The 25,293-nt window shown below is 60.0% G+C and carries 27 protein-coding genes, 1 tRNA gene and 1 pseudogene; 16 read left to right on the top strand and 13 right to left on the bottom strand.

The genetic code is table 11. The features are described 5' to 3' along the window. Positions 1-277: 277 nt before the first annotated feature. The 3 genes and pseudogenes from ACYQOP_RS19720 to ACYQOP_RS19710 all read right to left on the bottom strand — a co-directional run. On the bottom strand, positions 278-751 hold the full coding sequence (locus tag ACYQOP_RS19720) for a L,D-transpeptidase (RefSeq protein ID WP_461225394.1): 474 nt from the start codon (positions 749-751) through the stop codon (positions 278-280). Between the two features lie 668 nt (positions 752-1,419). After that, a complete protein-coding gene (locus ACYQOP_RS19715; protein ID WP_461223571.1) occupies positions 1,420-3,201 on the bottom strand; it encodes a polysaccharide deacetylase family protein in 1,782 nt (593 codons plus the stop codon). Positions 3,202-3,401: 200 nt separating this feature from the next. Then, a pseudogene (locus tag ACYQOP_RS19710) lies at positions 3,402-3,638 on the bottom strand (transposase); the annotation flags it as partial. Between the two features lie 439 nt (positions 3,639-4,077). Here ACYQOP_RS19710 and ACYQOP_RS19705 point away from each other — a divergent pair. The 4 genes from ACYQOP_RS19705 (at position 4,078) to ACYQOP_RS19690 (ending at position 6,880) form a co-directional block, all read left to right on the top strand. Continuing rightward, on the top strand, positions 4,078-4,533 hold the full coding sequence (locus tag ACYQOP_RS19705; RefSeq protein WP_461223570.1) for a hypothetical protein: 456 nt from the start codon (positions 4,078-4,080) through the stop codon (positions 4,531-4,533). 16 nt (positions 4,534-4,549) lie between these two features. After that, the gene (locus ACYQOP_RS19700; RefSeq protein ID WP_461223569.1) at positions 4,550-5,551 is read left to right on the top strand and encodes a DUF4238 domain-containing protein; all 1,002 of its coding nucleotides are present in this window, start codon (positions 4,550-4,552) and stop codon (positions 5,549-5,551) included. Between the two features lie 520 nt (positions 5,552-6,071). After that, positions 6,072-6,479 carry a YhjD/YihY/BrkB family envelope integrity protein gene (locus ACYQOP_RS19695; RefSeq protein WP_461223568.1) on the top strand — a complete coding sequence of 136 codons (408 nt, stop codon included), beginning with the start codon at positions 6,072-6,074 and terminating at the stop codon, positions 6,477-6,479. Next, on the top strand, positions 6,473-6,880 hold the full coding sequence (locus ACYQOP_RS19690) for a hypothetical protein (RefSeq protein WP_461225392.1): 408 nt from the start codon (positions 6,473-6,475) through the stop codon (positions 6,878-6,880). The genes ACYQOP_RS19695 and ACYQOP_RS19690 overlap by 7 nt, the downstream gene beginning before the upstream one ends. 155 nt (positions 6,881-7,035) lie before the next feature. Here the strand turns inward: ACYQOP_RS19690 and ACYQOP_RS19685 are convergent, their stop codons facing one another. The 3 genes from ACYQOP_RS19685 to ACYQOP_RS19675 form a co-directional block, all read right to left on the bottom strand. Then, positions 7,036-7,668, bottom strand: a complete 633-nt coding sequence (locus ACYQOP_RS19685; protein WP_461223567.1) for a hypothetical protein — start codon at positions 7,666-7,668, stop codon at positions 7,036-7,038. Between the two features lie 214 nt (positions 7,669-7,882). Then, entirely contained in the window at positions 7,883-8,818 is a 936-nt protein-coding gene (locus ACYQOP_RS19680; protein WP_461223566.1) for a hypothetical protein, read from the bottom strand. Between the two features lie 437 nt (positions 8,819-9,255). Continuing rightward, a complete protein-coding gene (locus tag ACYQOP_RS19675; protein ID WP_461223565.1) occupies positions 9,256-9,993 on the bottom strand; it encodes a recombinase family protein in 738 nt (245 codons plus the stop codon). A gap of 196 nt (positions 9,994-10,189) precedes the next feature. Here ACYQOP_RS19675 and ACYQOP_RS19670 point away from each other — a divergent pair, with 196 nt between their 5' ends. Then, the gene (locus ACYQOP_RS19670) at positions 10,190-10,411 is read left to right on the top strand and encodes a helix-turn-helix domain-containing protein (protein ID WP_461223564.1); all 222 of its coding nucleotides are present in this window, start codon (positions 10,190-10,192) and stop codon (positions 10,409-10,411) included. A gap of 34 nt (positions 10,412-10,445) precedes the next feature. Here ACYQOP_RS19670 and ACYQOP_RS19665 read toward each other — a convergent pair whose 3' ends face one another. The 5 genes from ACYQOP_RS19665 to ACYQOP_RS19645 form a co-directional block, all read right to left on the bottom strand. Next, positions 10,446-11,666, bottom strand: a complete 1,221-nt coding sequence (locus ACYQOP_RS19665) for a tyrosine-type recombinase/integrase (RefSeq protein ID WP_461223563.1) — start codon at positions 11,664-11,666, stop codon at positions 10,446-10,448. 141 nt (positions 11,667-11,807) lie between these two features. After that, positions 11,808-11,897 (bottom strand) — tRNA-Ser (locus tag ACYQOP_RS19660). Between the two features lie 78 nt (positions 11,898-11,975). Next, the gene (locus ACYQOP_RS19655; RefSeq protein WP_461223562.1) at positions 11,976-13,133 is read right to left on the bottom strand and encodes a tyrosine-type recombinase/integrase; all 1,158 of its coding nucleotides are present in this window, start codon (positions 13,131-13,133) and stop codon (positions 11,976-11,978) included. Then, complete coding sequence (locus ACYQOP_RS19650; protein ID WP_461223561.1) at positions 13,130-13,768, bottom strand: hypothetical protein; 639 nt, start codon at positions 13,766-13,768, stop codon at positions 13,130-13,132. Before ACYQOP_RS19650 ends, ACYQOP_RS19655 begins: the two co-directional genes overlap by 4 nt. A gap of 75 nt (positions 13,769-13,843) precedes the next feature. Beyond that, a complete protein-coding gene (locus ACYQOP_RS19645) occupies positions 13,844-14,104 on the bottom strand; it encodes a hypothetical protein (RefSeq protein ID WP_461223560.1) in 261 nt (86 codons plus the stop codon). A 179-nt stretch (positions 14,105-14,283) separates the two neighbouring features. On the opposite strand from ACYQOP_RS19645, the gene ACYQOP_RS19640 reads away from it, so the two are divergent. The 9 genes from ACYQOP_RS19640 to ACYQOP_RS19600 all read left to right on the top strand — a co-directional run bounded on the left by ACYQOP_RS19640 (position 14,284) and on the right by ACYQOP_RS19600 (position 22,056). Beyond that, a complete protein-coding gene (locus ACYQOP_RS19640; RefSeq protein ID WP_461223559.1) occupies positions 14,284-14,514 on the top strand; it encodes a hypothetical protein in 231 nt (76 codons plus the stop codon). Beyond that, positions 14,511-15,920, top strand: a complete 1,410-nt coding sequence (locus tag ACYQOP_RS19635; protein ID WP_461222035.1) for a replicative DNA helicase — start codon at positions 14,511-14,513, stop codon at positions 15,918-15,920. The genes ACYQOP_RS19640 and ACYQOP_RS19635 overlap by 4 nt, the downstream gene beginning before the upstream one ends. Further along, positions 15,920-16,864 (top strand): YdaU family protein, encoded by a 945-nt coding sequence (locus ACYQOP_RS19630; protein ID WP_461223558.1) that lies wholly within the window; start codon positions 15,920-15,922, stop codon positions 16,862-16,864. The genes ACYQOP_RS19635 and ACYQOP_RS19630 overlap by 1 nt, the downstream gene beginning before the upstream one ends. Beyond that, the gene (locus ACYQOP_RS19625) at positions 16,864-17,679 is read left to right on the top strand and encodes a hypothetical protein (protein WP_461223557.1); all 816 of its coding nucleotides are present in this window, start codon (positions 16,864-16,866) and stop codon (positions 17,677-17,679) included. The genes ACYQOP_RS19630 and ACYQOP_RS19625 overlap by 1 nt, the downstream gene beginning before the upstream one ends. A gap of 951 nt (positions 17,680-18,630) precedes the next feature. After that, positions 18,631-20,040, top strand: a complete 1,410-nt coding sequence (locus ACYQOP_RS19620; protein WP_461223556.1) for a PAS domain S-box protein — start codon at positions 18,631-18,633, stop codon at positions 20,038-20,040. Next, positions 20,033-20,428: a response regulator gene (locus ACYQOP_RS19615; RefSeq protein WP_461223555.1), complete on the top strand. Its 396-nt coding sequence runs from the start codon at positions 20,033-20,035 to the stop codon at positions 20,426-20,428. The genes ACYQOP_RS19620 and ACYQOP_RS19615 overlap by 8 nt, the downstream gene beginning before the upstream one ends. Before the next feature lie 361 nt (positions 20,429-20,789). Then, positions 20,790-21,245: a hypothetical protein gene (locus tag ACYQOP_RS19610; protein WP_461223554.1), complete on the top strand. Its 456-nt coding sequence runs from the start codon at positions 20,790-20,792 to the stop codon at positions 21,243-21,245. Beyond that, positions 21,242-21,637 (top strand): phage holin family protein, encoded by a 396-nt coding sequence (locus ACYQOP_RS19605; RefSeq protein ID WP_461223553.1) that lies wholly within the window; start codon positions 21,242-21,244, stop codon positions 21,635-21,637. The genes ACYQOP_RS19610 and ACYQOP_RS19605 overlap by 4 nt, the downstream gene beginning before the upstream one ends. After that, entirely contained in the window at positions 21,634-22,056 is a 423-nt protein-coding gene (locus ACYQOP_RS19600; protein WP_461223552.1) for a DUF3618 domain-containing protein, read from the top strand. The genes ACYQOP_RS19605 and ACYQOP_RS19600 overlap by 4 nt, the downstream gene beginning before the upstream one ends. Before the next feature lie 367 nt (positions 22,057-22,423). Here the strand turns inward: ACYQOP_RS19600 and ACYQOP_RS19595 are convergent, their stop codons facing one another. After that, on the bottom strand, positions 22,424-22,678 hold the full coding sequence (locus ACYQOP_RS19595) for a cysteine rich repeat-containing protein (RefSeq protein ID WP_461223551.1): 255 nt from the start codon (positions 22,676-22,678) through the stop codon (positions 22,424-22,426). 102 nt (positions 22,679-22,780) lie between these two features. After that, the gene (locus ACYQOP_RS19590) at positions 22,781-23,083 is read right to left on the bottom strand and encodes a hypothetical protein (RefSeq protein WP_461223550.1); all 303 of its coding nucleotides are present in this window, start codon (positions 23,081-23,083) and stop codon (positions 22,781-22,783) included. 389 nt (positions 23,084-23,472) lie between these two features. On the opposite strand from ACYQOP_RS19590, the gene ACYQOP_RS19585 reads away from it, so the two are divergent. Beyond that, a complete protein-coding gene (locus tag ACYQOP_RS19585; protein ID WP_461223549.1) occupies positions 23,473-23,967 on the top strand; it encodes a YciE/YciF ferroxidase family protein in 495 nt (164 codons plus the stop codon). A gap of 330 nt (positions 23,968-24,297) precedes the next feature. Continuing rightward, positions 24,298-25,194, top strand: a complete 897-nt coding sequence (locus ACYQOP_RS19580) for a phosphatidylserine decarboxylase (RefSeq protein ID WP_461223548.1) — start codon at positions 24,298-24,300, stop codon at positions 25,192-25,194. Positions 25,195-25,293: the final 99 nt, after the last annotated feature.

The following is a 25,293-nucleotide window of genomic DNA, read 5'->3' as shown; positions in this document are numbered from 1 at the left end:
TCGTGAACATTAGCAGGAAAGTGTTATCAGACGGTCTGCCGCGCCTGAAAAGCAGCGAGGAATCATGGATCGGTTATTAGATAGTTAAGTCAAGCGAGTGATTGTTGAGGAATAATTTTAGACTACTTATTCATACAAACTTGCCCCATGAATTAGTTCTAACTCACGCAGCGGAAGGCTTAAGGTTGCTCGGGCAGATTTCTGCGCCTAACTATTTCTTGTTGTTGTGCGATTATTTAAACAACCATGCTATGTGCAGGGGCATGAGATGCATTCATTAAAGTACTTGAACCCGTGTTCCAACATGCACACGCTCGTATAGCTCAATCACATCACTATTGAGCATGCGGATGCAGCCGGATGAGGCAGCTCGTCCTATCGAACCAGGGTCCGTAGTGCCATGGATACGATAGGTGGACGTACCCAGATATAACGCACGCGCACCTAGGGGATTGTTCGGGCCGCCGCGCATCGCACGCAAGCCTGGGCGACGGCGACGCATATCTAGCGTCGGTGTCCAATTCGGCCATTCCTGCTTGTCGCTGATTGTCTCGATCCCGCTCCAGGCTGCGCCCGGACGCCCCACCGCCACACGGTAGCGGATCGCTTTTCCGTCCCCCTGCACGAGGTAGAGCGCCCGCTCCTTGGTACGAACGATGATCGTGCCCGGCGCGTGCCCCCCTGCGTAGGCCACGATTTGCCCGCGGGTCACCGCACGGGTCGGTCCCGCAGAAAGGGGCACAGGCGGCATCTGTGGTGCCGGAAATGGCAGGTTTGCACTTGCGCTAGGCGGGGGAGCCAGACTCACGGCGGACGAGCCACTCGGCAGTGCAGCATGGCGGATGGGAACGTCGTTCAGGGGTAGGCTGGTAGAGGCAAAGATTGCAGGAGTTCCGCTGGTCACGGCCTGCCCAGGCAGTGCAGTAACGAATTCTGATTCACCGCCCCGGCTGTTTGGGGCGAGCGCGTTTGCGATTGCGGGAGCGCTTCGTGCGCAGCGGAAGACCCGCCTACCGTCTGCGCGCATAGTTATCGGACCAATCGCATCAACTACGATCTGGCGCGTGGCGGCGTTGAGGTCGGCCTCCCGATCCTCTTGCGAGGCGTAGCAGCGTAGGTCGAGCCGGTAGCCAATTGCCGTATCGGACACCCGGGCGATGCGGCAGCGGCTTTCACTAGTGTTCAGGTACGGGCCGGACTGCGCTTTTAATCTGACCTCAAACAACGTCCTCGCCTCCGGGTCCTGGCAGGCCGCTTGTGTCGGTGCCCACCAGCCGTCCGGGAGGTCATTTGGGTCAATAGCATAGGCGGGGTTGGCGCATATTAGCAGCACCGGCAGGACGCGGACGAGAAGACGCATGGCGGTGGGCTCAATTGAGAGAATACGTGTGCGACGGGCTCGAGGGGCGCGCAACATGCTCAGCGTTGCAGCGTGACCTCTTGGAAGCCCGGTCCGGCCCCGGGTGCGACGGCGAGCACGACAAAGCCTTGGGCGCGCGGTCCGGCCGTAGGTGATCTCAACGTTCTGGGCACGGCCTGGAGGGCGCCCGTCTGGCCGCTGATCACATGGGTGGGGATTGGCACGACGGCGGGTTTGGCTGTCGGCGAAGACGGGATAAGCGACGACACAGAGAATGCCTGTGTTGCTGGTGCGTGCCGGTTGGAGCCCTCGGCTGTTAGGTCGGTCGTGACCGGCACGGCAGTACGCGGTGGCGCGAGGTCAGACGGCAAATGGCCGACAATCGCCAGTCGCGGCGTCGTGCCGTGTTCGAATGAGGACGCTGATTTGGTAGCCAAGGCTGCGGTGCGGATTGGCTCTGGCTGCGGTTCGATGGCCGCAACTTGCACAAGTGGGGGCTTTGATGTCGGGACGCGAGGCATCGCGCCGGACGACAACGTTACCGCACGGTTAGGGGGCGTGCCCTGAGAAGACAAGCTGGCGCGTATCTCAGCGGCGACCTTGGTCGCGGAGCCAGTCGAGAGTAGCGTGACCGAAGGCTTACCCGTCACGGTGGACGAGCGTTCATGCGGATCGACCCATGGACGCGCCGCAAGAATCTTAGGCGGGATCACCCGAGGATAAGGACGTGGCTCCGCATCGCTCCTTGCAGACGGCAGGGTTCGTTCGGCCTGAACCGTCGCGACCTGTGGGGATTCCACCGGATGCGAAAACGACTCGCTCGTTCTCCCCCCGCTTTTCGTAGTCATGCCGGACAATCCTTCGTTGCCCGACCCGGTTGCGGCAGCGAAGGCGATCGGCCCCTCTGCCGTCAATTCATGTCCACGTCTTCCACTGAGGGGGATAGGTTCGTGCACGTGTGCACTCCCTCGCAGCGCCATTGTCGGCCACGTCCCATCAGATTCAGCCGAAGCCATTTGTATGCTGTGCGCCCGTCCCAACGTGTTCTGGCCAAGCGCGGCAGCCGCAGAGGCTGATGGATTAGCGTCTTCGCGACTTGCAAGGCGAACGGCTTGCTGCTGATCAAGGCGGCCCAGAGCGACCTGTATGCGCTGTGAGCGCGGGGGCTCAATCGCATCCAGCGCCAGCCGTGTGTCACCCGGCGCGGCCGTGACGTGCACCACCCGGTAGCCATTTGCCTTCAGTTGACGCAGCAATTCTGGCAGTACCGTCACCGTGCGTGCCTGGATGTCGTGCAACAGAATGATGCCTCGGCCCAGGACGTCGAGCCGTCCCATCACCCGGTCCACAACCTGAGCCGGGGTAATCCGCTTCCAATCCTCGCCATCTACGTCGATCGAGAACGGGATCAGGTGCTGTCCGCCGACGTACCGATCGAGCGCTCGCGTGTTGCCCAGGCCTGGGTAGCGGAAGAAGGGAGATAGGCTGGGATTAGCATCGCCTAGCACCGAACGCGCAGCCAAAAGGCCACCGCTGATCTGATCACGCTGTGCAACCTCGCTGCGTGTACGGTTCAGGTAGGCGTGCGACCACGTGTGGGTGGCGATGGTGTGCCCCTCGGCAGCGGTGCGGCGTAAAATGTCGGGGTAGGAGGCCACCATCGTTCCGACCACAAAGAAGGTTGCCTTGACGCACTCTGCGCGGAGTGCATCGAGCACGGCGGCTGTACGGCGTGGCATCGGACCGTCGTCAAAGGTAAGCACGACTTCGCCCGGCGCCAATGGCAGAGTTTGACGGTAGTTTGTGCGCCCCACTGGCCCTTGGGTAAGAGGCACCTCCATGACTCTAGCGGTGCCGAGCGCATCGGGGGGGCAATCCTGTGCGGCAGCAAGGCTGGCGGAAAGCAAAACTGCGCTAGTCAGCGACAGACACCGGAGGGGAAGCACGCATGGACCTCATAGCACAGCTTGGATGGCATGCTACGCGACAAATCATAATCATTAGTTGCTTCAAGGCAGCATGTCGCTAGAGCCGTGCCCGCTCAGCTTGGATCATAGGCATCGTATCCAGCGGCGGTGAGATAGTTGCGGCACTCGTGCGGTCGGAAGGCAGAGAAAGCTTCTCGAATGGCGATGGTCAGGTCGTCGGCGGTTCGCGCTGCGGCGGTCCGAAGGAGGGCTTTGACTTTGGCGAAGAGCTGCTCGATGGGGTTGAAGTCCGGACTGTAGGGCGGGAGGTACAGCACCCGTGCGCCCACCGCCTTGATGGCCTCGCGCAACCGACAGGTTCCCGGCCAGCCGTGATCAGGCAGCAAACTACGGGCTTCGTGCCTCCTGTTGGGCTAAATCTGCGCCGAAGGCCGTGCTGCCTCGCCATGACGCCTGCCGTCGGGAGGTTGCGCATTTTACGACTTGCATTGGGGAGGGGCCGACGCGCAGCGACAAGACTCCTTTGCCCTGCCGCGTCCCGTGCAGGCGAGAATCGAGATTGCTCGCACCTATGCGCCTCGCCGTAAGGAGGGTCTGGGATGGCCGCCTCGCTCGTCACATTCGGCGAGGCAGGCTGATGCGGGGCACACGCTCAAACGACGAAGAGATCGGCGCCCGTGATCGGCGTCTTGTCCAACATGCTGGCGGCAGCGAACGACTCGCGGCCTTGAAATTTTGGCCAAAACCTGTGGTTATGGGCGCACGACAACGGAGAATGGTCACCACGGCATGCTTATTTACACGACCGAAAAATTGAAAGCGATGACCGCGAACGAACGCTTATCACTGAGGAAGAATGCAATAAGTAAGGGTTCGGCAGAAGCTTTAGCAATTGTGGAGCAGATTGACGAGCTAAAATTACCTCTTGGCTCCGGGGGTCTAACAGAAGATCACCCGTTATACCAGGAAATGTACGGAATAATTATGTCGCCGGAAGCAAAAGCCCGGGCACTCAAAGCTGTAGCTGCGGGACTGCCAGCAATGGCTGCGATTGATCCTCTGCTTCAGGAACGGATGGGCAAGCGCTACACCAATGAACAGCAAATGACAGTAAATGCTGGATATATTACAGGAAGCGTTATGATCAGCGCTGGTTATGAAAAAGACAAAGAGGGTGTTCCGCTGCCAAGTGAGTGCGTCGCCAAGTCATCAACTACCTGGAAGCTGAAGAGGCCGTTGAGATAGCGGTCGGTCCTGAAGCATGCCCCAATTGCAATCACCCTGGCGGCACCACTATATTCCAGAATTTTACTTAAAGCGCTGGTGCGCCGTTAACGGCAAACTGGTCGAGTTCAGCAAGCCCTATCGAGATATCGTCAAGCCTAAACGGGCATCCCCGCGGGAGACTGGGTTCATTGACCGTCTCTACACGCTGGAGGGCTTGCCTGAGATTTACTCGGGACAGGTGGAAAGTGAGTTCTTCCGGCCGGTAGATGGTCGCGCCGCGACTGTCTTGCAAAAGATGGAAAGCAACACAAAAGTGTTGGATGCCGAGGAGCGCGTTGCCTGGACACAGTTTCTGATCTCGCTCATTTTTCGGACGCCTGAAAACATTTCCGCAACGCAAGCGAGGCTTTCGGAAAGCCTCCTTGTCACGTCAAAAGAAGCAGAGCGCCGGTGGCGCAAGTCCTGGGAGCCGGGCACACCAAAATCACTCCGCGAAGCTATGAAGCAGGCAATCGGCGACGACCCAACTCGAATTAGTCGGCAGGTCCTCGAGATCGTTGCTGGCAACTCCAGCAGCGAAAAGATCGCCAACCGAATCGTCAGCATGTCGTGGGGTTGGATAAAGATGCCGCTTACGGTCCCTGGCCTGTATGCCTCAGATAGACCGCTCCACTGGTACGGCGGACTGGAGGACGAGAACTGCCATATACTGATGCCGTTAGGACCAAAGCGCGTATTTTGGGCAACCCGGACCAGCAAGATGGCGGAAACGATTCTATCCCAGCAGCCCGAAACCATTGGAAGGTTCCTGAATGATCAGACTGTGCGCCGCGCGCGCAAGTACGTTTATGCGATGAGCGATATGGGCCTGAAGTTCGTTCAGGAAAAGATGGGGACTGATCAGGAGGCTTCGCTGACTGACCTGATCACTACGCTGCCGAGTGACAAGGAGCTGCAGCAGCGGGACAAGAGGTTCAACCCGTCACACGCTCGCCGGAGTTATTCAAATGCTGCACTGTTACGGCCTCTCCCGTAATCGGCGTCAAACTGCCGCCCTAGCTTGACGTCCGCTTCATCGCGCGAGAAATCGTTAAGCAGATCAGTAAAAGTCCGCCCGTTACTGACGTTTATTGCAGGTATCCGACCTTCGATTCGATCCACGAACGGTTTGCCGATGCCCCTGAGCTTTTTTAACGCCGATACGCCGTTCCAGCTGATGCCATAAGGTGCGATCGCGCCCCTCGTCGGGTCCCTGGTCTGGCCGCCCGCCGTCGCATAGCCAGCTCCTACGGAGATGCAGCCATGGCCCGAGACGTTGACGAGGAAGACGACTAGCGCTCGTTCGCAGGATGCCGCTGCCCTTGAGACAGCGCGGCAGCGGGCGCGGGAGCCGGACCGGGGCCGCGATGCGCGCCGTCCCTCCGACATTCCAGGTGCGGGATGGAGGGACATCCTCTGGCGTGTCCTGTGGGCCCTGCCGCAGGATCGCGTGCTGACCACCGCCGGGGGGGGGCGTCGCCTTCTTCGCCCTGCTCGCCGTGGTCTCGATCTGCGGGGTGTTTTCCGATCCCAACGTGATCAGCCAGCATGTCGGCCTCCTGACCTACATCCTCCCCACTGCGGCCCTCGATCTCCTGGCCGAGCAGCTGGTGCGAATCGCCGAACGCAGCACCGGGTCGCTCGGTCTCACCTCGATGATCAGCCTGCTCATCGCCCCGTGGAGCTCGAATTCCGGAGTCAGCGCCCTCTTCGACGCCCTCAACGTCATCTACCGGGAGCGGGAGGACCGGACCCTGGTCCGGTTCTATGCCACGGCCTTCCTGAATACCCTCGGCGGGGCAGCGTTTCTTCTCCTGACGATCAGTGTGGTCATCCTTCCCGCGATCATGGAGCACGTCGGGGTGGGGGATTGGCCGACACGATCCTGTCCGTCGCGCGGTGGCCGGTCATCCTGGTCGTGGTGAGCCTGAGCCTGTCGCTGATCTATCGCTACGGCCCGAGCCGGCGCCGGGCGAAATGGCGCTGGGTGACCTGGGGCAGCGCGCTGGCGGCGTTTCTCAGGGCCTGCACCTCCGGGGTGTTCTCCTGCTCGTCGCCGAAAACAACTCCGAGACGGAACGCCAGACAGCACACAACAGCACGGAGGGTGGCCGAAGCCCCTCAGCGGCCGGAACGCCTTCGCCGCCGACAAACTCGGACCGGGGCACTGATGGACCGCTTCCGTCGCGACATCGGAGGCCCGGCTATTGCACAGAATCTGATACTTCGTACCGGTCCCCTTGTCCGCATTCGACCCTTAGCGAGCCCTGGTACGGTCAGCTTTCAGGACCACTATCAGGAAAGGGAGTACGACAAGGTTGGGTAGATTTCAACCGTACCGCTTTTAGGAAAGGAAAACTGAAAAGCCGACATTTGACCATTAGTGCGCGCTAATCGGTTGCGGACGAGCAGACTCGATGCGGTCGGTTTAGCAATAACCGCCATTGCTGAAGTGTTGTCCTAGACAGCTCGAATTATCTGTTACCCGACCGTGGGCTTAGCACTTTTGGGCGGGCCAATGGTGACCGTCTTGACGTTCCCTTTCTTGTCGCCGGGCGAGAACAGCTGGAAGCTTTCGTTGACGAGCGCCGCGCAGGTGCCGACAGTCTCTTCGATTCGCGTGTTTGACATCGCGTGCCGCTGCGCCTTGAACATAAGGTGATAGAAAGCGGTCCAGAACACCGCGGCGTCGTCGAACCCTATCTCGTTCATTGGAGCAAGCACCGAACGGCATTTGCTTTGCTCAAGCAGTTTTGTCGCGAAGTCGCCACGGGCCGCGAGGCACGACGAGAGGAATAGGCGCCGTCCCTCCAAATGAGGAGCAAGAATTTTCGCCAGTTCGTCATTCAAGATGCTGCCGGTAGTCAACGCTAGACCAATCATCTGGCCTTTGCGGTTGACTTTGCCATGACAGGACAGATGCAAATAGCGATGCTTCGAGGCACCGAATTCACATGCGACCGCTTTAAGCTCTGCGATGCTTTTGATGTACACGTAAGCGCTACGCTTACCGGAGAGCTGCAGGGTCCGGCTGATAATATTCCCTTCACAATGGCTTTGTTCTTCGAGGAATCCAAGACTTTCTACGATACAAACGGTCGGATTCGTAGGCATTAGTTTGCTATTCGCCCTTTATTCGACCGTTAAATTTCATTATAGTTGGCGGAGTTATGGGTATAATACGCATGGAACGCTCTTGGTCTGAGGGCATAAACTTATTCTCCCGGCCATATTCGTATATGCCGTATCACGCAAGGGGAGCGCGCGACTACCTTGGGCCGATTGCGCGTCGGCTACTTATGAAGATCGTGGCCGCGATTACTAACATTTAGCCGAGTTCGATCTGCATTCGGTGATTGGCAGCTTCAATTTCGCTATGCAATGCGATAGATATTGGTCGGCTCGGCACCATCTCCACTAGCGCGGCGACCTTAATCGGCATCACGACTGGGTTCCCTGTTTTTGGATTTCTGGCAACGGTAGGGAAGAGGGCAAGGCACAAGACGGTACCCGCTGCCTTCTTTCCAGCGAAGATGCAGTCGATAGCGGGCTGGCCGTTATCGACCACCACTTGAGAAATCCATTGCTTCATGAGCAGAACGGCTTGTGAAGCTGGTAGTCGCCAATCTATGTAGCATCTTCCTTCTGGCCAAAGACCTGCTTTAAGAATACGCGGGGTAAGATGCAAACAGACGAGTCCCTCTTTTGCGTTGGAGCGTTCGATCTGGGCTACACCTTTTGTCAAGTGCTCGAGCAGGTTCTGGGTATGTTTAGATCGAACCGTTTTAAAGGCGTACGCGCGCGCTGGCTGCCCGTAGTCGAGTGCGATCACATCTGGATTGTCGCCGCTTGAGTGCTTCGGGTGATCAAGGTCGACCTCGACCCCATTTGCCATCAACAAGCATGCCCAATATATCTCAATTAACTTATTGTAAACATCAGCATCTGCGGGCGGCTCATGAGATAGGTGAACAGCGCCACCCGTCAACATTTTGAGATGCGGCAATAGCGTGGCAAAATTCTTATGGTTTTCTACCGCCATGACCTTTGCTGCAAGGTCGTGAACAGCGATGCCAGCAGCGTATTCGGCACGAAGGTCGTCCGGCAGGCCGACGAATCCCTCTCGTATCACTTGGAGGATGTGCCAGAGTGGAAGCATGTCAGCACCGGTTGAGCCATGGGCGCCAATGCTGATCCCGTTACTCTCCAGCAGTGCTTCGAAGCGGTCTGCTAGAGCCATCGCGTTGTTGAGGTCGACCTGCATGCTCACTTTAGCTTCGCCACCTGTATGGACGCGAGCAGCTCAGACGGGACCGCCGGTCTCTACTCCTTCTCTACCAGCTCTCAAGTCAATTGCCATGTGGTGCGCCCGATGGCCCTGTTCGATCGGTCAACCAATCGGTGGCCTCCCATCACCTACCGTCGTGGTGGACTGACGAGCGGTTTGAGGGATAAGGGTTTGCCACAATCAACGAGCTATGAGCCCCTGATTGTCTGAACGTGGTATGTCGAATGACCGCTTTCGGGCAGGGCACTTCGATTACCTAATGCCCTACTTTGGTCGATAGCAGAACGTCCGCTTCGGGGCGAAAGGTCATGGGCCGCTTGCCACCGTTCTCGAACGTTTCTCCCCATCGGCAATGGCCGCCGATTTGGACCTGATGGCTCGATACCGATTCGCCGTTGCACCTGTATGCAGGCTCATCTACCGCTGAAGCACCTCTTCAAAATTTTGCCTATCCCCGCGGCAGTGAGGCTGAAGCCTTGCTCAAGCGCGGCCTGCCTCATTTGCTCTCCCGTCGCATTGCTCAACTTCATCCGGTGAAGTTGAGTTAGAAAGTCCTGCTGTGCAGGGTCAGGAACGAGTCCCCCTTCAGAGTTGACCAAATAGCCAAACGGGACCCGTCCACCCTTATATCGGCCAAGCTCGGACTGCCTGTTCTTGGCTGCCTTTCGCTCCAACGAGACTGCGTACTTTGTGCCGCCAGCGAGGGCCATGAGAATCGTGGCCAGTGACTCGTCGGTCTCTAGCCCCGATTGTCCCCCGTGGACGTCGAGGGCGCAAATCGCAAACTTCTGCTGTCGCGCGAGGGCGAGGCTGGCGTGGGCATCCTCGGCCGCCCCGAAAAGGCGGTCGAACCGGGCTGCCACGAGGACATCGTTGGGCTGCAGGCGAGCGAGCGCTGCCTTTCCCTGCGTTCGCTTGAAGAGCGGGCAGTCGGCCCCAAACCCTCGCTCGACATAGACCTCGTCAAAAATGATGCCGGCTGAGGCAGCCCAGGCGTCCAAGGCCAAGCGCTGAGGCTCGATCTGGTCGGACGCGTGTCGGGCTCGCAATTCCCGACTTCGGACGTAACCGTAGACCCTTGCAGGCGGTGAAGTGGATGCTCGACGCGAGCCCCATTGGGACGCAACGGCCCTTGCCCGGGGAGTCGTCACGCAGGCAGCCCCCGAATTAGCCTAATGAGCGAACGGTGCGACTCATACCATAAACGTGCGCCTGTCTATATGGTGTGCGATACGACGGTGGTGATGATGCGCATAAGTTGCATGATAAACGTGCAACCGTCACGCCGCCAGGGCGAATTTTGATGCTTTGTAAATCCAAAGCAGACCACAACAGAGGAGGTCTGCCATGGCATCGTTCACCCACACCCAAATGCGCTACACGGTCCCGGAAGCCCGTCGTGTCCTGTCCATCGGCACGACGCGAATTTACGAGTTGTTCAACAGTGGGCAGCTCGAATCGATGACGGACGGCCGCCGGCGGTACGTCTCAGCCCGTGCGCTCGACGCCTACATGGAACGCCTCGACTCCGAAAATGCCCTAAAGCAGCAGCTACGCGGCAAGAGGTAGGGTCGCGGTCTCTCAGCGGATTTTGTTTGGATGCTCAATCCGCCCCCGCCATCTCGGCGGGGGCGGATTGATGATAGGCCCCGCAGTAAGCGGCCCAATCGTCCATCAGCGCCCGGCGCTTTTGGAGCAGATCGCCGCGCCTGTAGGCTGCCTCGACCTTGCTATCGATGGTGTGCGCCAGGGCCATCTCCACCACCTCGGACGGGACGTGCGTCGTCTCGCTTGCCCAGTCACGGAACGAGCTGCGGAAGCCGTGAACGGTGATGTCAGCCCGCCCCATGCGCTTCAGCACAGCTAGCATCGCCATGTCGCTGAGTGGTCTGCCACGCTTGCCGCCGGGAAACACGAATTCGTCGATGCGGGTTTCGGCCATTGCGGCGAGAATGGCCTGAGCTCCCGCAGATAACGGCACGCGGTGCTCCGTTCTCGCTTTCATTCGGTTGGCTGGCACCGTCCATACGCCCGCGGCGCAGTCAATTTCTGCCCAGCGTGCGCCGATCACCTCGCCGGTGCGGGTCGCGGTCAAAATGACAAAAGCCAGCGCCCGAGCCGCCGTTCCAGGCTGGTTGGCGACCGATCTGAGAAACGCGGGCACTTCGGCGAAAGGTAGGGTCGGGTGATGCTCGACCTGCCGCACCCGCGACTGCTTGGGGAGCAGGTTGGCGAGATGCCCCTTCCATCGCGCCGGGTTCTCACCCATCCGGTAGCCGCGCGTTGATGCCCAATCGAGAACCGCCTCGATCCGCCCCCGCACTCGACCAGCAGTTTCGCTCTTGCTGGTCCAGATGGGCTCGACCGCCCGCATCACGAGGGCGGTGTCGACGCCCCGCACAGGCAGGCTACCGAAGACGGGGTAGGCGTAGGTTTCGAGTGTCGCCGTCCACTGTGCCGCGTGCTTCGGGTTGCTCCATCCGGCTTTGTGGGCCTCGATGTAGGCGGTGGCGCAGTCACGGAAGGTGACGGCCTTGGCTGCCTCGATGGCAGCCTCCTGGCGCTGGCAGTTCCTTACCTCGATTGGATCGTGCCCCTCGGCGCGGAGCTTCCGGCAGGCGAGCGCCTTCTCGCGAGCTTCGGCAAGCGAAAACGTATTGGCCGACCCCAGCCCCATCTCACGGGCCTTACCGTGGAGGGTGAAGCGAAAAATCCAGCTTTTCGCCCCTTTGCCGGTCACCTGAAGCCAAAGGCCGCCACCGTCACCATACATGCCGGGCGTCTTCTGGCGCTGAACGGCAAGGGCAGTGAGCTTTCCAGCCATACAATCTAACCCACGTTTCTACCCACACCATAAACGCGAAATCAGGCAAACGCCAGCGGTCACCTACGAAAGTAAGGCGACACAAAATCGTTCGTTTTCAGTGATTTAGCGGTTGAATGCGAATGCTGGCGAAAGCATTACTGGCGGAAGGGGTGGGATTCGAACCCACGGTGGAGTTGCCCCCACGGCGGTTTTCAAGACCGCTGCCTTAAACCACTCGGCCACCCTTCCAAGCCGTTGCAAAAGCTAGATAATTTGCCTTTGCCAATGCTCGGACTTTTCGTCCGTTGCTACCGGATTGCTACCCAATCATCCGGCCGCCTTGTCTATGGCGGCGCGCATGGCAGCGTCAACCTTCGCGGCGGCATCCTCCTGCATTCCTGGCATCACGTGGGAGTACAGATCGAGGGTGATGCCGATGCTGGAGTGGCCAAGGCGCTCTTGAGCGATCTTTGGATGGATACCGCTCGTCAACATCTGCGTCGCGTGGCTGTGCCGCAGGTCGTGGAAGCGAATACGGGGCAGGGCGGTCGACAAGGCCAGGATCCGGGTGAACTCGTGTGTCAGGCTGTTCGGCTGGACAGCCGATCCGTCCGCCTGAGCATAGACGAAGTCGTCGTCCGACAGGCGCACCCCAAGCTTCAGAAGCTCCTCGGCCTGCCGAAGGCGGTGGCGCCGCAGCTCGTCGACGACGAGAGAGGGCAGGGCGACCCGGCGCGCCCTGCCGCTCTTGGTTTCCTTAGCCCTAGTGCCAGCCTTGGTCTGCTCGGTGCTCTCAACGATCGCGAGCTGCGCATTGGCGAAATCAACGGCTCGCCATCGCAGAGCGGTTACCTCGCCACGGCGCAGGCCACACAGCGCCCCGAGAAGGGCAGGGACGAACACACGGGTCGGCCGGAAATGAGCGAGCAGCAGGGCCGTCTCGTTCGCATCGAGGGCGCGCATCTTGGTCTTCTCGACCTTCGGCGCCCCTACGGCATCGGCTGGGTTCCGAGCCAGGATGCGCCACTTGACAGCTTGCTGGAGGGCTTGGCGCAGAATGCGGTTCATGTGGTGGACGGTGCGAGGAGCGAGCCCTCCAGTGCCGTCCCGGCGCCCGCTCACAAGAGCCTTGGAGTAGGCAGCGGAGATCTGCTCCGCCCGCAGCTTCGTGAGGACCACACTGCCGATGAGTGGAGCAACGTTCTTCCGGGCAATCTCGGTGTAGCGTTCATGGCTCCGCGGCGAGATGTGCGAGCGCATGTGCTCCAGCCAACGGTCCAGAAACTTGGCCAAGGTCTCCTTGCCGGGTTCGACATAGTCGCCGCCCTGCATTTCGGTGATGAGGCGGGCGCATTCCTTCTGCGCCTCCCGCTTCGTCCCGGCGAACGAGTGCCATTTCCGCTTTCGCTTCCCGGAGTCCTGATCAGGGGCATCGAGGATGATGGCCCAGCGGCCGGGCGAGCGTTCGCGGATGTGGCCCTTCATTTGCGCGACCTCTTTGGCTTGCTGTCCTTCGCTCCCCCGGCGGGAGAGTTATTTGAGGTGGTGTTATCTGCCGAACCACTTGGCCTGACCTCCGAAATCTGGGGGCGATCGGCCACTGGCCCCAAATCACTCTTCAGCAGCGAAAGCACTTGGTTTCTCCTACTTCCGCCTAACGGCAGCGCATTATCTGCACTCTGGATCTTTTGCACGATGCGGGCGGGATCGTCGAACGACTTCACCTCTGCGATTACTCGCTCAAGTTCAGACAGGGCTTTACTTTCGCCTGCTGGCCTCATGGCCCTAAGGACTCCTGCCACCTTGCTGCACGCTTGATCATAAGCAAATGGATCGTCTTTCCAATCAGCTAAGGGGTCAGCAGGATTATGCCAAAGCTCTAAGACCATAGAAATCAGCCTCATAAAAGCATAATTTCTTCTACTGCCAAACGCTTCGGATATCTTATCATCTTCAATAAAGCTCCTTCTTAGGCGGTGCTCGATCTCCCTTGATAAAGTTTTTCCACTCTTAACTACCTCCGCCTCAAGCATAGCCCTCAGGTCGGGGGTGATCCTAGTTGAGAGCACAGCAGTCTGACCGACGTACTCCCCCTTTGACACTGGTCCGCGCTTACCCATCCGATTACCTCATAACTATCTTACAATCCGTAGGCGGACGGATTGCGACGGTCAAGGACGTACGGCTATCATCTTTCACATCGTAAGATCATTATGGAGCATTAGATGCTTGGTGAAACCAATCAGTCCGAACGAAAGACCATCAGCGTCGAAGAAGCCGGTCGACGCCTGGGTGTTAGCCGGAACACTGCCTACGAGGCTGCAGGTCGCGGAGAGATCCCAACGATTCGGATTGGGCGCCGCATGCTGGTTCCTCTCGTGGCTTTCGAGCGTCTGCTCGATCAGCCCGCAGTCATCCGGCAAGAGGGTGCTTGAGCCATGAAGAAACCCGCGCATCGCGGGGCGACGGCGGGTCTCTCGAATGCTTTCCGGCAAGTCAGCAACGAGGGATATGCGCTAGAGAATGCGCCCCGACAAGCCTCCCACCTGATAAATCGCTATGGCCTCTCGCCCGTACACGCGGCGGTGATTGCCGAATTAGCCTTCCCACCAAACGAAGATAAGCGGGGGCGTACATGAGCGACTTCCGCCCCATCGCGACCATTCGGAAGAACAACTCTGAGGAAATCCGGATCAGCCTCGCGATCCGCGACGGATACAGCCTAATCGACATGCGGGTGTTCTCCGTTCCACGTAGCGCGCGCGGTGAGCCGATGCCGACAAAGGGCGGCATCTGTGTGAACCGCGCGAAGCTCGCCGAGCTGATCCAGGCCCTGCAGGCTGCAGAGCGGGAGGTGTCGCAATGACCGCCTCTATGACAATTGGTGGCGCGCAACCCCCGACGGCCTTCGATTCTGAGCAAGCCCTACTTGGGGCGATCCTGCACAACAACGATGCATTGGATCGCGCTCGTGATCATGTGCAGCCCAGCGACTTCTTCGACCCGATCCACCGGCACATCTTCGAGGTGATGATCCAGCGTCGGGACGCTGGCGAGGCGATCGACTTCGGACTGATGAAAGCCATGTTGGGCAACGCCGACCTTGGCGGCATCACGGTCGGGGGATACCTCGCAAAGCTCATTGCAGAAGCCATCACAGTGAGCGGGGCAGCGAGCTATGCACGGCTGATTGCTCAGGCAGCGCGGATGCGGCTGGTGTTCGACACGTCCATGGCGGGCGCCGCCGCGATGACGACGGGGTCGGTGCACAGCCCGACTGAGTACGCCACCCACATGATCGAGCGGCTGGACGAGGTAGCCAGCGCAGGCCTCAGTGAGAGTGCCCGGCGCGTCACCCTCGGTCAGAGCGTCACGAGTGTTCTCGCTCGCGTCCATGAAACCCGGCGCGGCAAGGGTATCATCGGGGTTCCCTTCGGTGTGCCGAAGCTCGATGCCGCTACGCTCGGCATGCGACCTGGTCAGTTCATCGTGCTCGCAGGCCGACCCGCCATGGGTAAAACGACGGTGGCGATGCACATCGCCCTGGCCGCAGCACGCCACCGCGGTGCGCTCGGCTTCATCTCACTGGAGATGGATGCTGACCAGTTGTCCGAGCGCGTACTCTCGGCTTTGGCCTACAATCCGCGAGAGTGGGACCAAATCACATATCGAGCCATCGCCGAAGCACGTGGGCTGTCTGACGCTGCGCTGGTCCGCCTGCAGGAGGCGTCCGAGATCTGCGCCGGCATCCCGATATGGATTGAACAGCAGCCCAGCCTGACCCTCTCGCAGATCTCGGCGCGGGCCCGACAGATGAAGCTGAAAGCCGAGCGTCGGGGTCTCCCCTTCGCAGCCCTCATCATCGACCATATCGGCCTAATCTGTCCGTCCAAGCGCTACTCGGGCAACCGAGTGCAGGAGATGACCGAGATCAGTTCTGGCCTGAAAGGATTGGCGAAGGAACTCGGCATCCCGGTCCTCGGGCTGTCGCAGCTTAATCGGGAAGTGGAGAAGCGCCAGGACAAGCGCCCCGTCCTTTCGGACCTGCGTGAGAGCGGGTCCATCGAGCAAGACGCCGACGTGGTGCTCGGCCTGTACAGGGAGGCCTACTACCTGGAGCACAAGGCCGACCGGACTGACGTAGAGGAAGACCGCCTAGTCCGTTGCCTCAACACCCTAGAGATCGAGATCCTGAAGCAGCGCTCTGGGCCAACCATCCGGGTCGAGTGCTTCTGCGACATCGCCTGCAACGTCCTGGCGGAGGCGCGCTGATGGTTGGCTTCTACAAGCACGACATCCCGGCCTGGATGGATGGCACTGAGACGCTGAGCGACAGCGCCTATCGCGCCTACCACGTCGTCATTCAACTGATCATGCTTAACGAGGGGCCGATCGCCCTGAACGAGCGTGGCCTGTCCGGCCGTTGCAACATGACTGTGAAGGCGTTCGGACGGGCTCTCGTTGAGCTTATCGCAGCGGGCAAGGTCGCGGTAGAAGACGGGCGCATTCACAACGCCCGGGCGGATCGTGAGCTCGAATCCGTCATGAAAAACCGGGAAAATGCTGGAAAAGGCGGAAAAACCCGAGCAATCCGCGTAGAAACTGAGAAAAACAACCGGAGCCAAGCCGCTAACCCTCTGGAAACAAAGAATTTACCTCAAGCACCGCTCGAATACATTCCAAGCCTAAAAGAGAAGAGAAGAGAAGAGTCCCCTACAGTCCCCAAGGGGACCAGGATTGATCGGTTCGAGGAGTTCAGGGCAGCCTACCCGCCACGGAACGTGCGTTTCCAAGCGACACCTGCCCGGAAGCGGTGGCTGGAAGCACTTAAGCGAGGCGCAAATCCGGAACAAATCATAGCCGGCGCTAAGTCGTATGCTGCTGAGCAAGCCCGGATCGGCAAGGCTGGTACCGAGTTCGTCAAAACCGCCGAGGTCTGGCTGCGGAACCAGCTCTGGAACGACTACCAGCCCGAGCCAGGTACTGCCGAAGGGAAGCCGGCCGGCCCAGACGGTTACCTCGTCAGCCTCTCCGAGGACGACTGGCGCGGCCACCTTCGGCGCTATGTCACCAACGGTGGCCAGTGGCTACTGGGGCAGCGCACACCGCCGCCGGACCACCCCGATACCAAGGTCCCGAAACACCTCCTGGCTGAGGTTGGCCTCGGTGCCGGGCGAAATCTAGAACAACCGGCATTGCTGACGAGGACGAGCTAATGGCTGCTGGTCTGGAAACCTTCGCCAAAGTCCGCGCCCTTCACGATCGCACGGACAGTCCGGGCGAGAAGGCCGCGGCGATGATGAAGATGCAAACCCTAGCTCGTAAGGCCGGGATGAGCGTCGAGCAGGCATTGTCCACTTTGGACGCCTCAAAACCAAAGACCCAGGCACAGGCTGCAGCGGACGCCTTCAACGAGTTCTTCAACACGCCTGAGATGCGTGCCGAGCGAGCAGAGCGTGAGCGCAGGCGGGCGGCTAAATGCCGTGATCTCCTCGCTGAATATGGCTCAGAGGATGCGGTCTGGGCGGATACGGAACGTGAAGCTGCCCTGCGTCGAGCCTGCGAACCGCTGCTTGGGCCAGGCGAGACCTGGAACACCGTCTACCGGCTGGACGGCTGGGGAGCATACGAATCCCCGTCCCGGATGCCGGAGAGCGTGCGCCGAGCGGTCGCCGAGGCATGGCCTCTCCCAGCGACGACGGCAGCGGCATGGGCCGAGTACGAGGCCGCAGAGAAGCTGGACAGCGACCGATGCGCCTTCTTGCCAGATTATGCGCCTCATTCCTGGGCCGAGGCTCGCCGCTATGTCCTAGAGGATCTTTGTCAGACGCTTCCAGCGCGCTCACTCAACGACATCCGCAGCCGCCTCTCATGGATGGAGCACGTCGCCAAGCTCGACATGGCTCGTTCATGGGAGGAGCAGGAGCCAGCCCTCAGGACCCTCCGTGCCGACATCGAGCGCATGGCTGTTCGCATCCGGGACGAACTTGCCCCGTCCAAAGTGGACAGAGCGGTGGGAGCCAACCTCTGAGCTCCCCCGTTTCGGGGAGCTCAACTTCGCCTGTCCAATTTGCACAGCGTCGAACCAATGCCAGCAAGCGGCACGACGTCCTGAGCCTCCTCAGCTCAGGGCTGACAAACCGTGAGATTGCCCGCCGCGCAGGCGTCAGCCCCTCGACCGTCGGCAATATTCTTCGAGGGCGCTGACCATCCTATCCGAGTACCTGTTGGAGTGCGTACCCATGCTAACCCAGCCCCCCACTTTTAAACAAAGCTGCAGGACCTCCGCTCTGCCCAGGACCAGCCGCTGCCTGATCCCATTCGACCGGCGAGAGGGCATGACCACTGCGGAGGCGGCTCAACAAGCGAACCGCACCGAGCGCACGATCCGCATGTGGTGCCGGGACCACGACGTTGGTCGCCGGGTAGCAGGTGGCCCATGGCTGGTGTCCCGTGTCGCGCTCGCAATGTTCCTCAATGACGACGCCATAGCGCTTCGTGCATACCTTGCTGGTGACCGACGCAGCTTAGAAGTCGCGGCATATTTCGGCGCAGAGGGACTGGACGACCTTATTGCAGACCAATCGTAGCGGCGGACATCTGGTGCTTTGTATCTGGCCCAAATGTCGAAAGAAGTGGTTTGCCGCTAGCCTGCTTTCGAAAGAGCAGGTTTGGCAAGTGCATAGGTGACGCAATTCGGCTCACTCGTCGGTTAAACGATCGCTTTCTTTACGGCCAGCTCGGTTGCTTCTGGAGCGTTCCACTTACGCAAACTCCATTAAAACATGGTGGCGTCGCTTCAGCCCCGCCCTACAAAGTGCCTCAAGCCGCAGGGATGGAAAAATCAGTCCGAAGCCGCACTTCAGAAGCATCTGGGGAAGAAAACCTGCTCTAGGTGAGTGCAGCAGCACGCTACTGACGTATCTTTGGGAGCGTGTAAGCCGTGACTCCCGATGCCCGGCCATCGTCGATGAGGCCGAGTATGAATGATGGATTTGGGCCCTCGTCTGAGAACACGCGGGTTAGCAGCGACGAATTCCTTCAGGTCATCCTCGAGAGTGCCACGGATTTCGCAATCTTCGCCTTGGATCCCGATGGCAAGGCAATCTCATGGAACGCGGGCGCTGCTCGTCTCTTCGGCTACGCCTCCCCGGAGATGATCGGCCAAGACAGCGACGTGATCTTTACGCCCGAGGACCGCGCAGCCAGTGTCCCGCAGGCTGAACGCCGCATAAGCCGGGAGCAGGGCCGAGCTGAGGACGAGCGCTGGCATCTGCGCAAGGATGGTTCGCGTTTCTGGGCCTCTGGCTTGCAGATGCCGCTACGCGATGGCGTGCCGGGCTTCGTCAAAGTGGTGCGGGACCGGACAGAACAGCATCTGTCCGAGGCTCACCTGAAGGAGAGCGAGGAGCGCTTCCGCCTTCTGGCAACGAACATACCCCAACTCGCATTCCGCAGTTGGAGCGATGGCACCCGCACCTGGGGCAGCCCTCAGTGGGTGGAGTTCACAGGCTTTTCTGAGCCTGAAAGCCTTGGGCAAGGCTGGGTTGAGGCCGTGCACCCTGAGGACCGCGCTGCCACGCAGGAAGCGTGGCACGGAGCCCAGAGGACAGGTGAGTACTACGTGGAGCACCGCCTCCGCTGGGCTGCCAAGGACGAGTACCGCTGGCATCAGACCCGGGCCAAGCCGATCAATCAGGACACCGCCGTCGCGCTAGAGTGGGTTGGGACCTCGACGGACATCCATGACCTGCGTGGCCTGCAAGGTCGCCAGCAGGTGCTTCTGGCAGAGCTTCAGCACCGTACCCGCAACCTCCTGGCTGTCGTGCAGGCGGTTGCCCGCAAGACGATGCGATCCAGCAGCACGCTTGAGGACTTCTCGACTGAGTTCGAGAGCCGATTGCGGGCGCTGTCGCGGGTCCAGGGGCTGATCGCCCGGATGGACTACGATGCCGTCGAACTCCGCCCGCTCATCGAAGCAGAGTTGACGGCGCATGGTGACGGGAAGGCTAACAAGGTGGCGGTGGACGGTCCACCCGTTACGCTTCCGGCGCCGGCCGCGCAGGCCTTGGCTCTCGCCGTGCACGAGCTGGCCACGAATGCGGTCAAGTATGGCGCCATCGGCCAGCCGTCCGGCCACCTCTCCGTCACCTGGCAGGTGGAAGAGGACGAGCACGGTACGCCGCGGGTGGTGCTGGAATGGCGCGAGAGCGGAGTTCAAATCTCACAGAACAGTCAGTCTCGGCGAAAGGGCTATGGCCGCGAACTGATCGAGCGAGCCCTGCCATACCAACTGAATGCCAGAACGGAGCTCGAATTTGGCGAGGGTGGCGTGCGCTGCCTGATCGCAGTTCCGATTATAACGCAGCGCGAAGGAGCGTCCCGTGGCTGATCCACGTACGCACGGCCTGAAGGGGTTGCGCCTCCTTATTGTGGAGGATGAGTACACGATTGCCTCCGATCTCGCGGACGCCCTTGAGGCAGCCGGAGCGACCGCGGTGGGCCCGACCAGCTCGATTGCGGAAGCGCTCGCTTTGGTCGAGGCGGAGCAGAATCTGCATGGCGCCGTGCTCGACATCAACCTGAATGGCGAGCTGGTCTACCCGGTCGCCGACGCCCTAAGGGCCCGCAGCGTGCCCTTCGTTTTCGCCACGGGCTACGATGCGCGGGTCATCCCCGCCGCTTATGCCGAGGTCCCGCGCTACGAGAAGCCCGTTGATACCGGCCAACTCGCACGTGCTCTCTCGCGACATGTCACGTCGTCACCCAATATGCCTTGAAGGCCGGCCACCTGGACCACGGCGTCAATCTCGCCAAGATCACCCTACTGCTCGTATAGCTTCGGCAAGAGAGCAGCCCAGCCCCTTCCGGCTCGCTTCATAGCCCCAGCAGCGAGCCGCACCACTGCCGAACGGCCTTTGCTAAGCTCCGATGTAGCCAGCCCTAATGGACCGGCGGGACGAACGCTCAAGCGGCATGGATTTGGGGGAACGGCCGAAACCGGTGCATTTCTGCCAGTCCGGTTTCGGGTTTAGAATTTGGAATAGCGGACGCTGGCTCCGCGAGTGATGGGTTTTGGAACCGCTATGGCCCTACGCCGTTCCAGTCTCGCTTTACTCACGCTCTCGTGACGGGAAGGCGATGATGACTTCCGAGCCTCAAACATCGACGAATTCCGAGCCACACGATCCCCGACCTGACGAAGGCTTTGCTGCGAACGTCCGGGGTCAAGCCCAGGATTACGTATCTCGTCGCAAGCAGGACGTGGTCAGGATGGTCTCGGACGTGGCCGGGGCCATTCGCGGAGCCGGCACGGGCTTCGAGGATGCGCCTAACGTGAAGGCGTTCTTCGACAACGCTGCCGATGGCGTTGAGGAGCTCTCCGCCGATATCGGACGCCGCACGGTCAGCGAGCTCTACGACGAGATCGACGCTGCAGCGAGACGTCGGCCTGGGTTGACCCTTGCCGTGGCGGGTGCTGCCGGCTTCGCGTTGTACCGACTGTTGACGTCGTCCAGTGTCAGGCCGATCCCACGCTCCCGGTCAGTGGTCCCCGTCGACGTGTTACCCGTCCCCGACATCGACGGCCCTTCATGATCAAGCCTCGGCCCAGGACCGTCCAGAGTCTCCTCGGAGATGCGATCCGTGAGACCCGGGAACTCGTCTCGACGGAGATCGTCCTCTTTCGGGCCGAGATGACCAGTAGCCTGCATTGTCTCACCTGGGCGTTGAGCTTGTTCATCGCAGCCGGTGTGTTCGCCATGGCAGGGGTGGCCGTGCTGATCCTGGCGTTGGTGAAGGGCCTAGCGGTCCTCTTTCACTCCGAGGCGCTTTCAGCCTTAGTCATCGGTGGTGTGTTCGCGGCCATCGCTATTAGCTTGGCCCTGTGGGGCCGCAGCAAGGCGTCGCTCTCGGGGCTGGAGCCGATCCGGACCGAGCAGCAGGTCGGGCGGGACGTCGCCCTCATCACGGAGCGCATCAGCGGATGAGCAAATCTTTTGATGAGTTGGAGCACGACGTCGAGGCGAGCCGCGGAAGGTTGGACGGCACGCTGGCCGAACTCCATTCCCGCCTCAATCCATCGAACCTCGCCGAGGAACTCACCGGCACCCGCGATCCTGTAGGCGCGACGGCGCTGGAGGCTGGGCGCTTGTCCGACAAAGTACGTGCTAACCCACTTCCCATGCTTCTGATCAGTGCCGGCTTCGCGTTCCTTGCCTTCGCAACGATGCGACAGGCGGCCGAGCGTCGGCGCTTGCGCCTCCTCTCGGAGGAGGAAGCGCCTAAGCCTCCCTTGGATGCCGCTTTGCCCGGCAACCACCCGTATCGGCTTGAGGAGAAGCTCGGCGAGGCGCTGGAGGAAACCTTCCCGGGCAGCGACCCCGTATCGGTCAGGATCACGAAATAGATTGCCTTCGATCTCCTGCCGGTACGATCCGGCAAATGCTTCGGGGAGAGGGACTTGGTGCCCATCGGAGACCCGACGACTTGGCGGGGCACGCTCGGGTAACGTGTAGCATGATGAGGTGATGGGAGAACGGATCGGGCTCGCGCGACGAATTCTCGGCTTACCAACGAAGAACAGCCCTAAGCGATCACACAACATCACCGAGATGACCGAACGATGTTCGATGGCGACGCACCCAGCAAGGGGGGGCGCGTTGCGAACGGCTACTTCCAGGAACAGCGCAGGCTACCGTGATCCGCCTGGCGAACGCCTTCAAAGATCACCCGGGGAGCGTGTTCCTCTGATGATCGTAAATTGAGCAGCGACTTCAGTTTTTGCTTGATGCCTTATAAGCATCCATAGCTCGACGACAATTCTCGGTGAGCTTATTACGGTTTTTCTTGAAGCAGGCATCCATGGCTGGATCGTCTGCATCAATATCTCCACAATGCGTTAATGCATCGCCGGTACAGTATTTCTTTAGATCAGGGTTTCCGCGCTTGGTAGGAGTTGCATCTGTAGCGGCAATGACGGGCCCACTGATAAAAACACTAAAGCCGAGAGCAAGAAGGAAGCTGCGCATTCGGAGTTCGTACCTTCAAAGCGACGGTGTTGCGAACGTATTGCTGATCCACACAGCAAAAACGCCCCACGAGCCCAAGGGCCATGGAGCAGAGATTTTTGACTATTTGGACATGCCGCTGGAGCTCGTGCCGCCACCGCTGCTATGACCGCTCATCGGGGCGCCACCAGGCGCTGCAGCACCACCGGCAGCACCAGGAGCCATCGTCGAGCCAGGCGCTTCCATGGCTGCACCGGTCGCAGAGCCCGTCGAGCGCTCCATGCTTTTCTCGCTATTGCTCTTCACGCTGCCAGGATTGTTCATGTTACCCTCGGTGCTGCCACCGCCGGCCGCGGTCTGAGCGAGCGTCGCGCCCGTAAGGGCGAGGGTGAGCGAAGCCGCCAAAATAAGTGCCTTGACCGTCATGTGCGTTTCTCCCGATTGATACTAATCGGGGTCCAAACGCGATTACGATCGTATTCGTTCAACCGTTTTTCTGCATCTGACACGCACCGATTCACTTCGCGCCTCAAATAGTACGGAGACCTCCCCCTCTGCCGAGACGTGCCATGCCCAGATCACGACCAGCCGGAGCACCGGCGCAGATAATGGCGAGATCTGTTCCATAGGACAGCAATGGGAGTTCTTCTGTCAAACTTCCATGCCCTCAAACCAGTTTTATCATAGATTTATAATAATAGCTACTTTTACTTTATTCGGATCTTGTCCCTGCGTGTTTTGAAACGATGAGACCTTGAACTGGAACAGGATGGAAGGAGTACGGTTAACCGCGGACCCAACGAAGGAGACGCCTCGTGGCTACGCCAAACACTCTCAAGGACATCTACCTGGACGAGCTTAAGGATAACTGGTCCGCCAACGATCAGATGGTCCGAGCGGTTCAACAGCTAAGCCAGCGGGCTTCCGACGAGAAGCTGAAGCAGATGCTGCAAAAGTCGATTGAAGGCATCAACAAGCATACCGGCATACTCAAAACCCTTATCGAGCAAGCTGGCGGCCAAGCCGAGCCAGAGCATTGCAAGGGCATGGAAGGCTTGGTCCGCGAAGCGCATAAGCACGGCTTCGAAGAGGCGCCAGAGGACGGCATGCTCCGCGACGTTGTCATCATCGCCCAGTACCAGCGAATGGCCCATTACGGTCTTGCCGGCATTGGTTCGGCCGCAGCCTATGCCAAGGCATTGGGTAACTCGGAGGACGAGAGCAAGCTCAAGCAGGCCGTCTCTGAAATCTACAAGGCTGACGAATATGCCAGCCAGCTTGCTGAGAGCCTGCAGCAGGTCGCAACATAAGCTGACCTCTAGACGAGGGCGAACACCCTCGTCGATGACACTCACCATATGATGATCGGCGATCTAAGCTCAGATGGAAGGGCTGCCTAACGGCGCCTCTCCATTCTCATCCAGCCATACGATCCATGATCGGCCTGAGCATCAGCGGAGGCGCTGGAAAACCCTGTTTCGTCGGCACGCTCCAGGACCTTGTCCCGAGGCTTCCACGGATGAACAATGGTCCCAATCAGCATCTCTATCGTCCCATTTGAGGTGTGAACGTTATTCTAGCGGAGCGGTTGTCGCCTCGGAGGGCATCTACGCCTGCAGATCGGCTCTTGAGGAGAAAAGATGGCCGCCAATCCGAAGCCGCTGAAGCTATGGGATCGCGACAAGGGTAAGACCGTCGAAGAGTTTATGCCTGACCATCAGACAACTTACGAAACACGGCCGCTTCGGGCGCCGGGGCAGTGGCTGCGCGCTACACCGCTCTTCGACAAGCTCTACGCGCTCTATCAAGATGCTCCGTGGACGACCCGGCAGATCGAGCCGTTCGTGCGTGAGTACCAAATCGACATGAGCGAGTTCAGGCCGCGCAAGTACCGCTCCTACGCCGATTTTTTCGTCCGCGAGTTCCGGCCGGGTGCGCGGCGCTTCCCCGACGACCCAGCCCAGATGGGCGCACCAGCCGAGGCGCGCTACTTCGGCTGGAAGCGCTTTAATCCCGAGCAATGCTTCCCAATCAAGGGGCAGTCGCTCGCTGCCGAGGACATCCTCGGCAGCGCCGAGCGTGCCAAGCCATTCCTAGGGGGACCTGTCATCCTGATGCGGCTCTCACCTGTTGATTACCACCACGTGCACTATCCCGACGACGGCCATACCGTGGAGCACCAGCGACTTGGACGCAGCCTCTGGACGGTGACCTGGCCGGCGCTGCAGAACAAGCCAGACATTTACGTGCGCAACGAGCGCCAAGTGAACATTCTGGAGACAGAGCACTTCGGCCGGCTCGGCTTCGTCGAGTTCGGCGCGCTCACGGTCGGCCGCATCGCGCAGCGCCACCCACTCGATCAGCCCTTCAAGCGTGGCGCCCAAAAGTCGGTGTTTAAGTTCGGCGGCTCGGCCGTGGCGATCTTCGGCGAGCCGGACGCGTGGCAGCCTGCAGGCGACATCTTGGAGCACACATTAGAAGGCATGGAGACCATCGTGCGACTGGGCGAGCCAATCGCTATGAGCTCCAAGGACTGAGCATTTGCCAAGGACGGATTCCATACCGTGACCATTCAAGGCCGAAGCAAGCGGTTCTCTAAGCCATCACTATGCGCCATGGCGACCTCTCAACGATCG

The sequence above is a fragment of the Methylobacterium sp. CM6247 genome (genome assembly GCF_054817925.1).
The sequence above is the reverse complement of the archived record's forward strand: the minus strand, read 5'-3'. Positions and strand labels throughout refer to the sequence as shown.

Bases quoted from the DNA above. Each gene is read 5' to 3' on its own strand.
- ACYQOP_RS19720 (WP_461225394.1), bottom strand. From the start codon at position 751: ATGCCGCCTGTGCCCCTTTCTGCGGGACCGACCCGTGCGGTGACCCGC.
- ACYQOP_RS19715 (WP_461223571.1), bottom strand. From the start codon at position 3,201: ATGGAGGTGCCTCTTACCCAAGGGCCAGTGGGGCGCACAAACTACCGT.
- ACYQOP_RS19705 (WP_461223570.1), top strand. From the start codon at position 4,078: ATGCTTATTTACACGACCGAAAAATTGAAAGCGATGACCGCGAACGAA.
- ACYQOP_RS19700 (WP_461223569.1), top strand. From the start codon at position 4,550: ATGCCCCAATTGCAATCACCCTGGCGGCACCACTATATTCCAGAATTT.
- ACYQOP_RS19685 (WP_461223567.1), bottom strand. From the start codon at position 7,668: ATGCCTACGAATCCGACCGTTTGTATCGTAGAAAGTCTTGGATTCCTC.
- ACYQOP_RS19680 (WP_461223566.1), bottom strand. From the start codon at position 8,818: ATGCAGGTCGACCTCAACAACGCGATGGCTCTAGCAGACCGCTTCGAA.
- ACYQOP_RS19670 (WP_461223564.1), top strand. From the start codon at position 10,190: ATGGCATCGTTCACCCACACCCAAATGCGCTACACGGTCCCGGAAGCC.
- ACYQOP_RS19665 (WP_461223563.1), bottom strand. From the start codon at position 11,666: ATGGCTGGAAAGCTCACTGCCCTTGCCGTTCAGCGCCAGAAGACGCCC.
- ACYQOP_RS19655 (WP_461223562.1), bottom strand. From the start codon at position 13,133: ATGAAGGGCCACATCCGCGAACGCTCGCCCGGCCGCTGGGCCATCATC.
- ACYQOP_RS19650 (WP_461223561.1), bottom strand. From the start codon at position 13,768: ATGGGTAAGCGCGGACCAGTGTCAAAGGGGGAGTACGTCGGTCAGACT.
- ACYQOP_RS19645 (WP_461223560.1), bottom strand. From the start codon at position 14,104: ATGCGCGGGTTTCTTCATGGCTCAAGCACCCTCTTGCCGGATGACTGC.
- ACYQOP_RS19640 (WP_461223559.1), top strand. From the start codon at position 14,284: ATGAGCGACTTCCGCCCCATCGCGACCATTCGGAAGAACAACTCTGAG.
- ACYQOP_RS19635 (WP_461222035.1), top strand. From the start codon at position 14,511: ATGACCGCCTCTATGACAATTGGTGGCGCGCAACCCCCGACGGCCTTC.
- ACYQOP_RS19630 (WP_461223558.1), top strand. From the start codon at position 15,920: ATGGTTGGCTTCTACAAGCACGACATCCCGGCCTGGATGGATGGCACT.
- ACYQOP_RS19625 (WP_461223557.1), top strand. From the start codon at position 16,864: ATGGCTGCTGGTCTGGAAACCTTCGCCAAAGTCCGCGCCCTTCACGAT.
- ACYQOP_RS19620 (WP_461223556.1), top strand. From the start codon at position 18,631: ATGAATGATGGATTTGGGCCCTCGTCTGAGAACACGCGGGTTAGCAGC.
- ACYQOP_RS19610 (WP_461223554.1), top strand. From the start codon at position 20,790: ATGATGACTTCCGAGCCTCAAACATCGACGAATTCCGAGCCACACGAT.
- ACYQOP_RS19605 (WP_461223553.1), top strand. From the start codon at position 21,242: ATGATCAAGCCTCGGCCCAGGACCGTCCAGAGTCTCCTCGGAGATGCG.
- ACYQOP_RS19600 (WP_461223552.1), top strand. From the start codon at position 21,634: ATGAGCAAATCTTTTGATGAGTTGGAGCACGACGTCGAGGCGAGCCGC.
- ACYQOP_RS19595 (WP_461223551.1), bottom strand. From the start codon at position 22,678: ATGCGCAGCTTCCTTCTTGCTCTCGGCTTTAGTGTTTTTATCAGTGGG.
- ACYQOP_RS19590 (WP_461223550.1), bottom strand. From the start codon at position 23,083: ATGACGGTCAAGGCACTTATTTTGGCGGCTTCGCTCACCCTCGCCCTT.
- ACYQOP_RS19580 (WP_461223548.1), top strand. From the start codon at position 24,298: ATGGCCGCCAATCCGAAGCCGCTGAAGCTATGGGATCGCGACAAGGGT.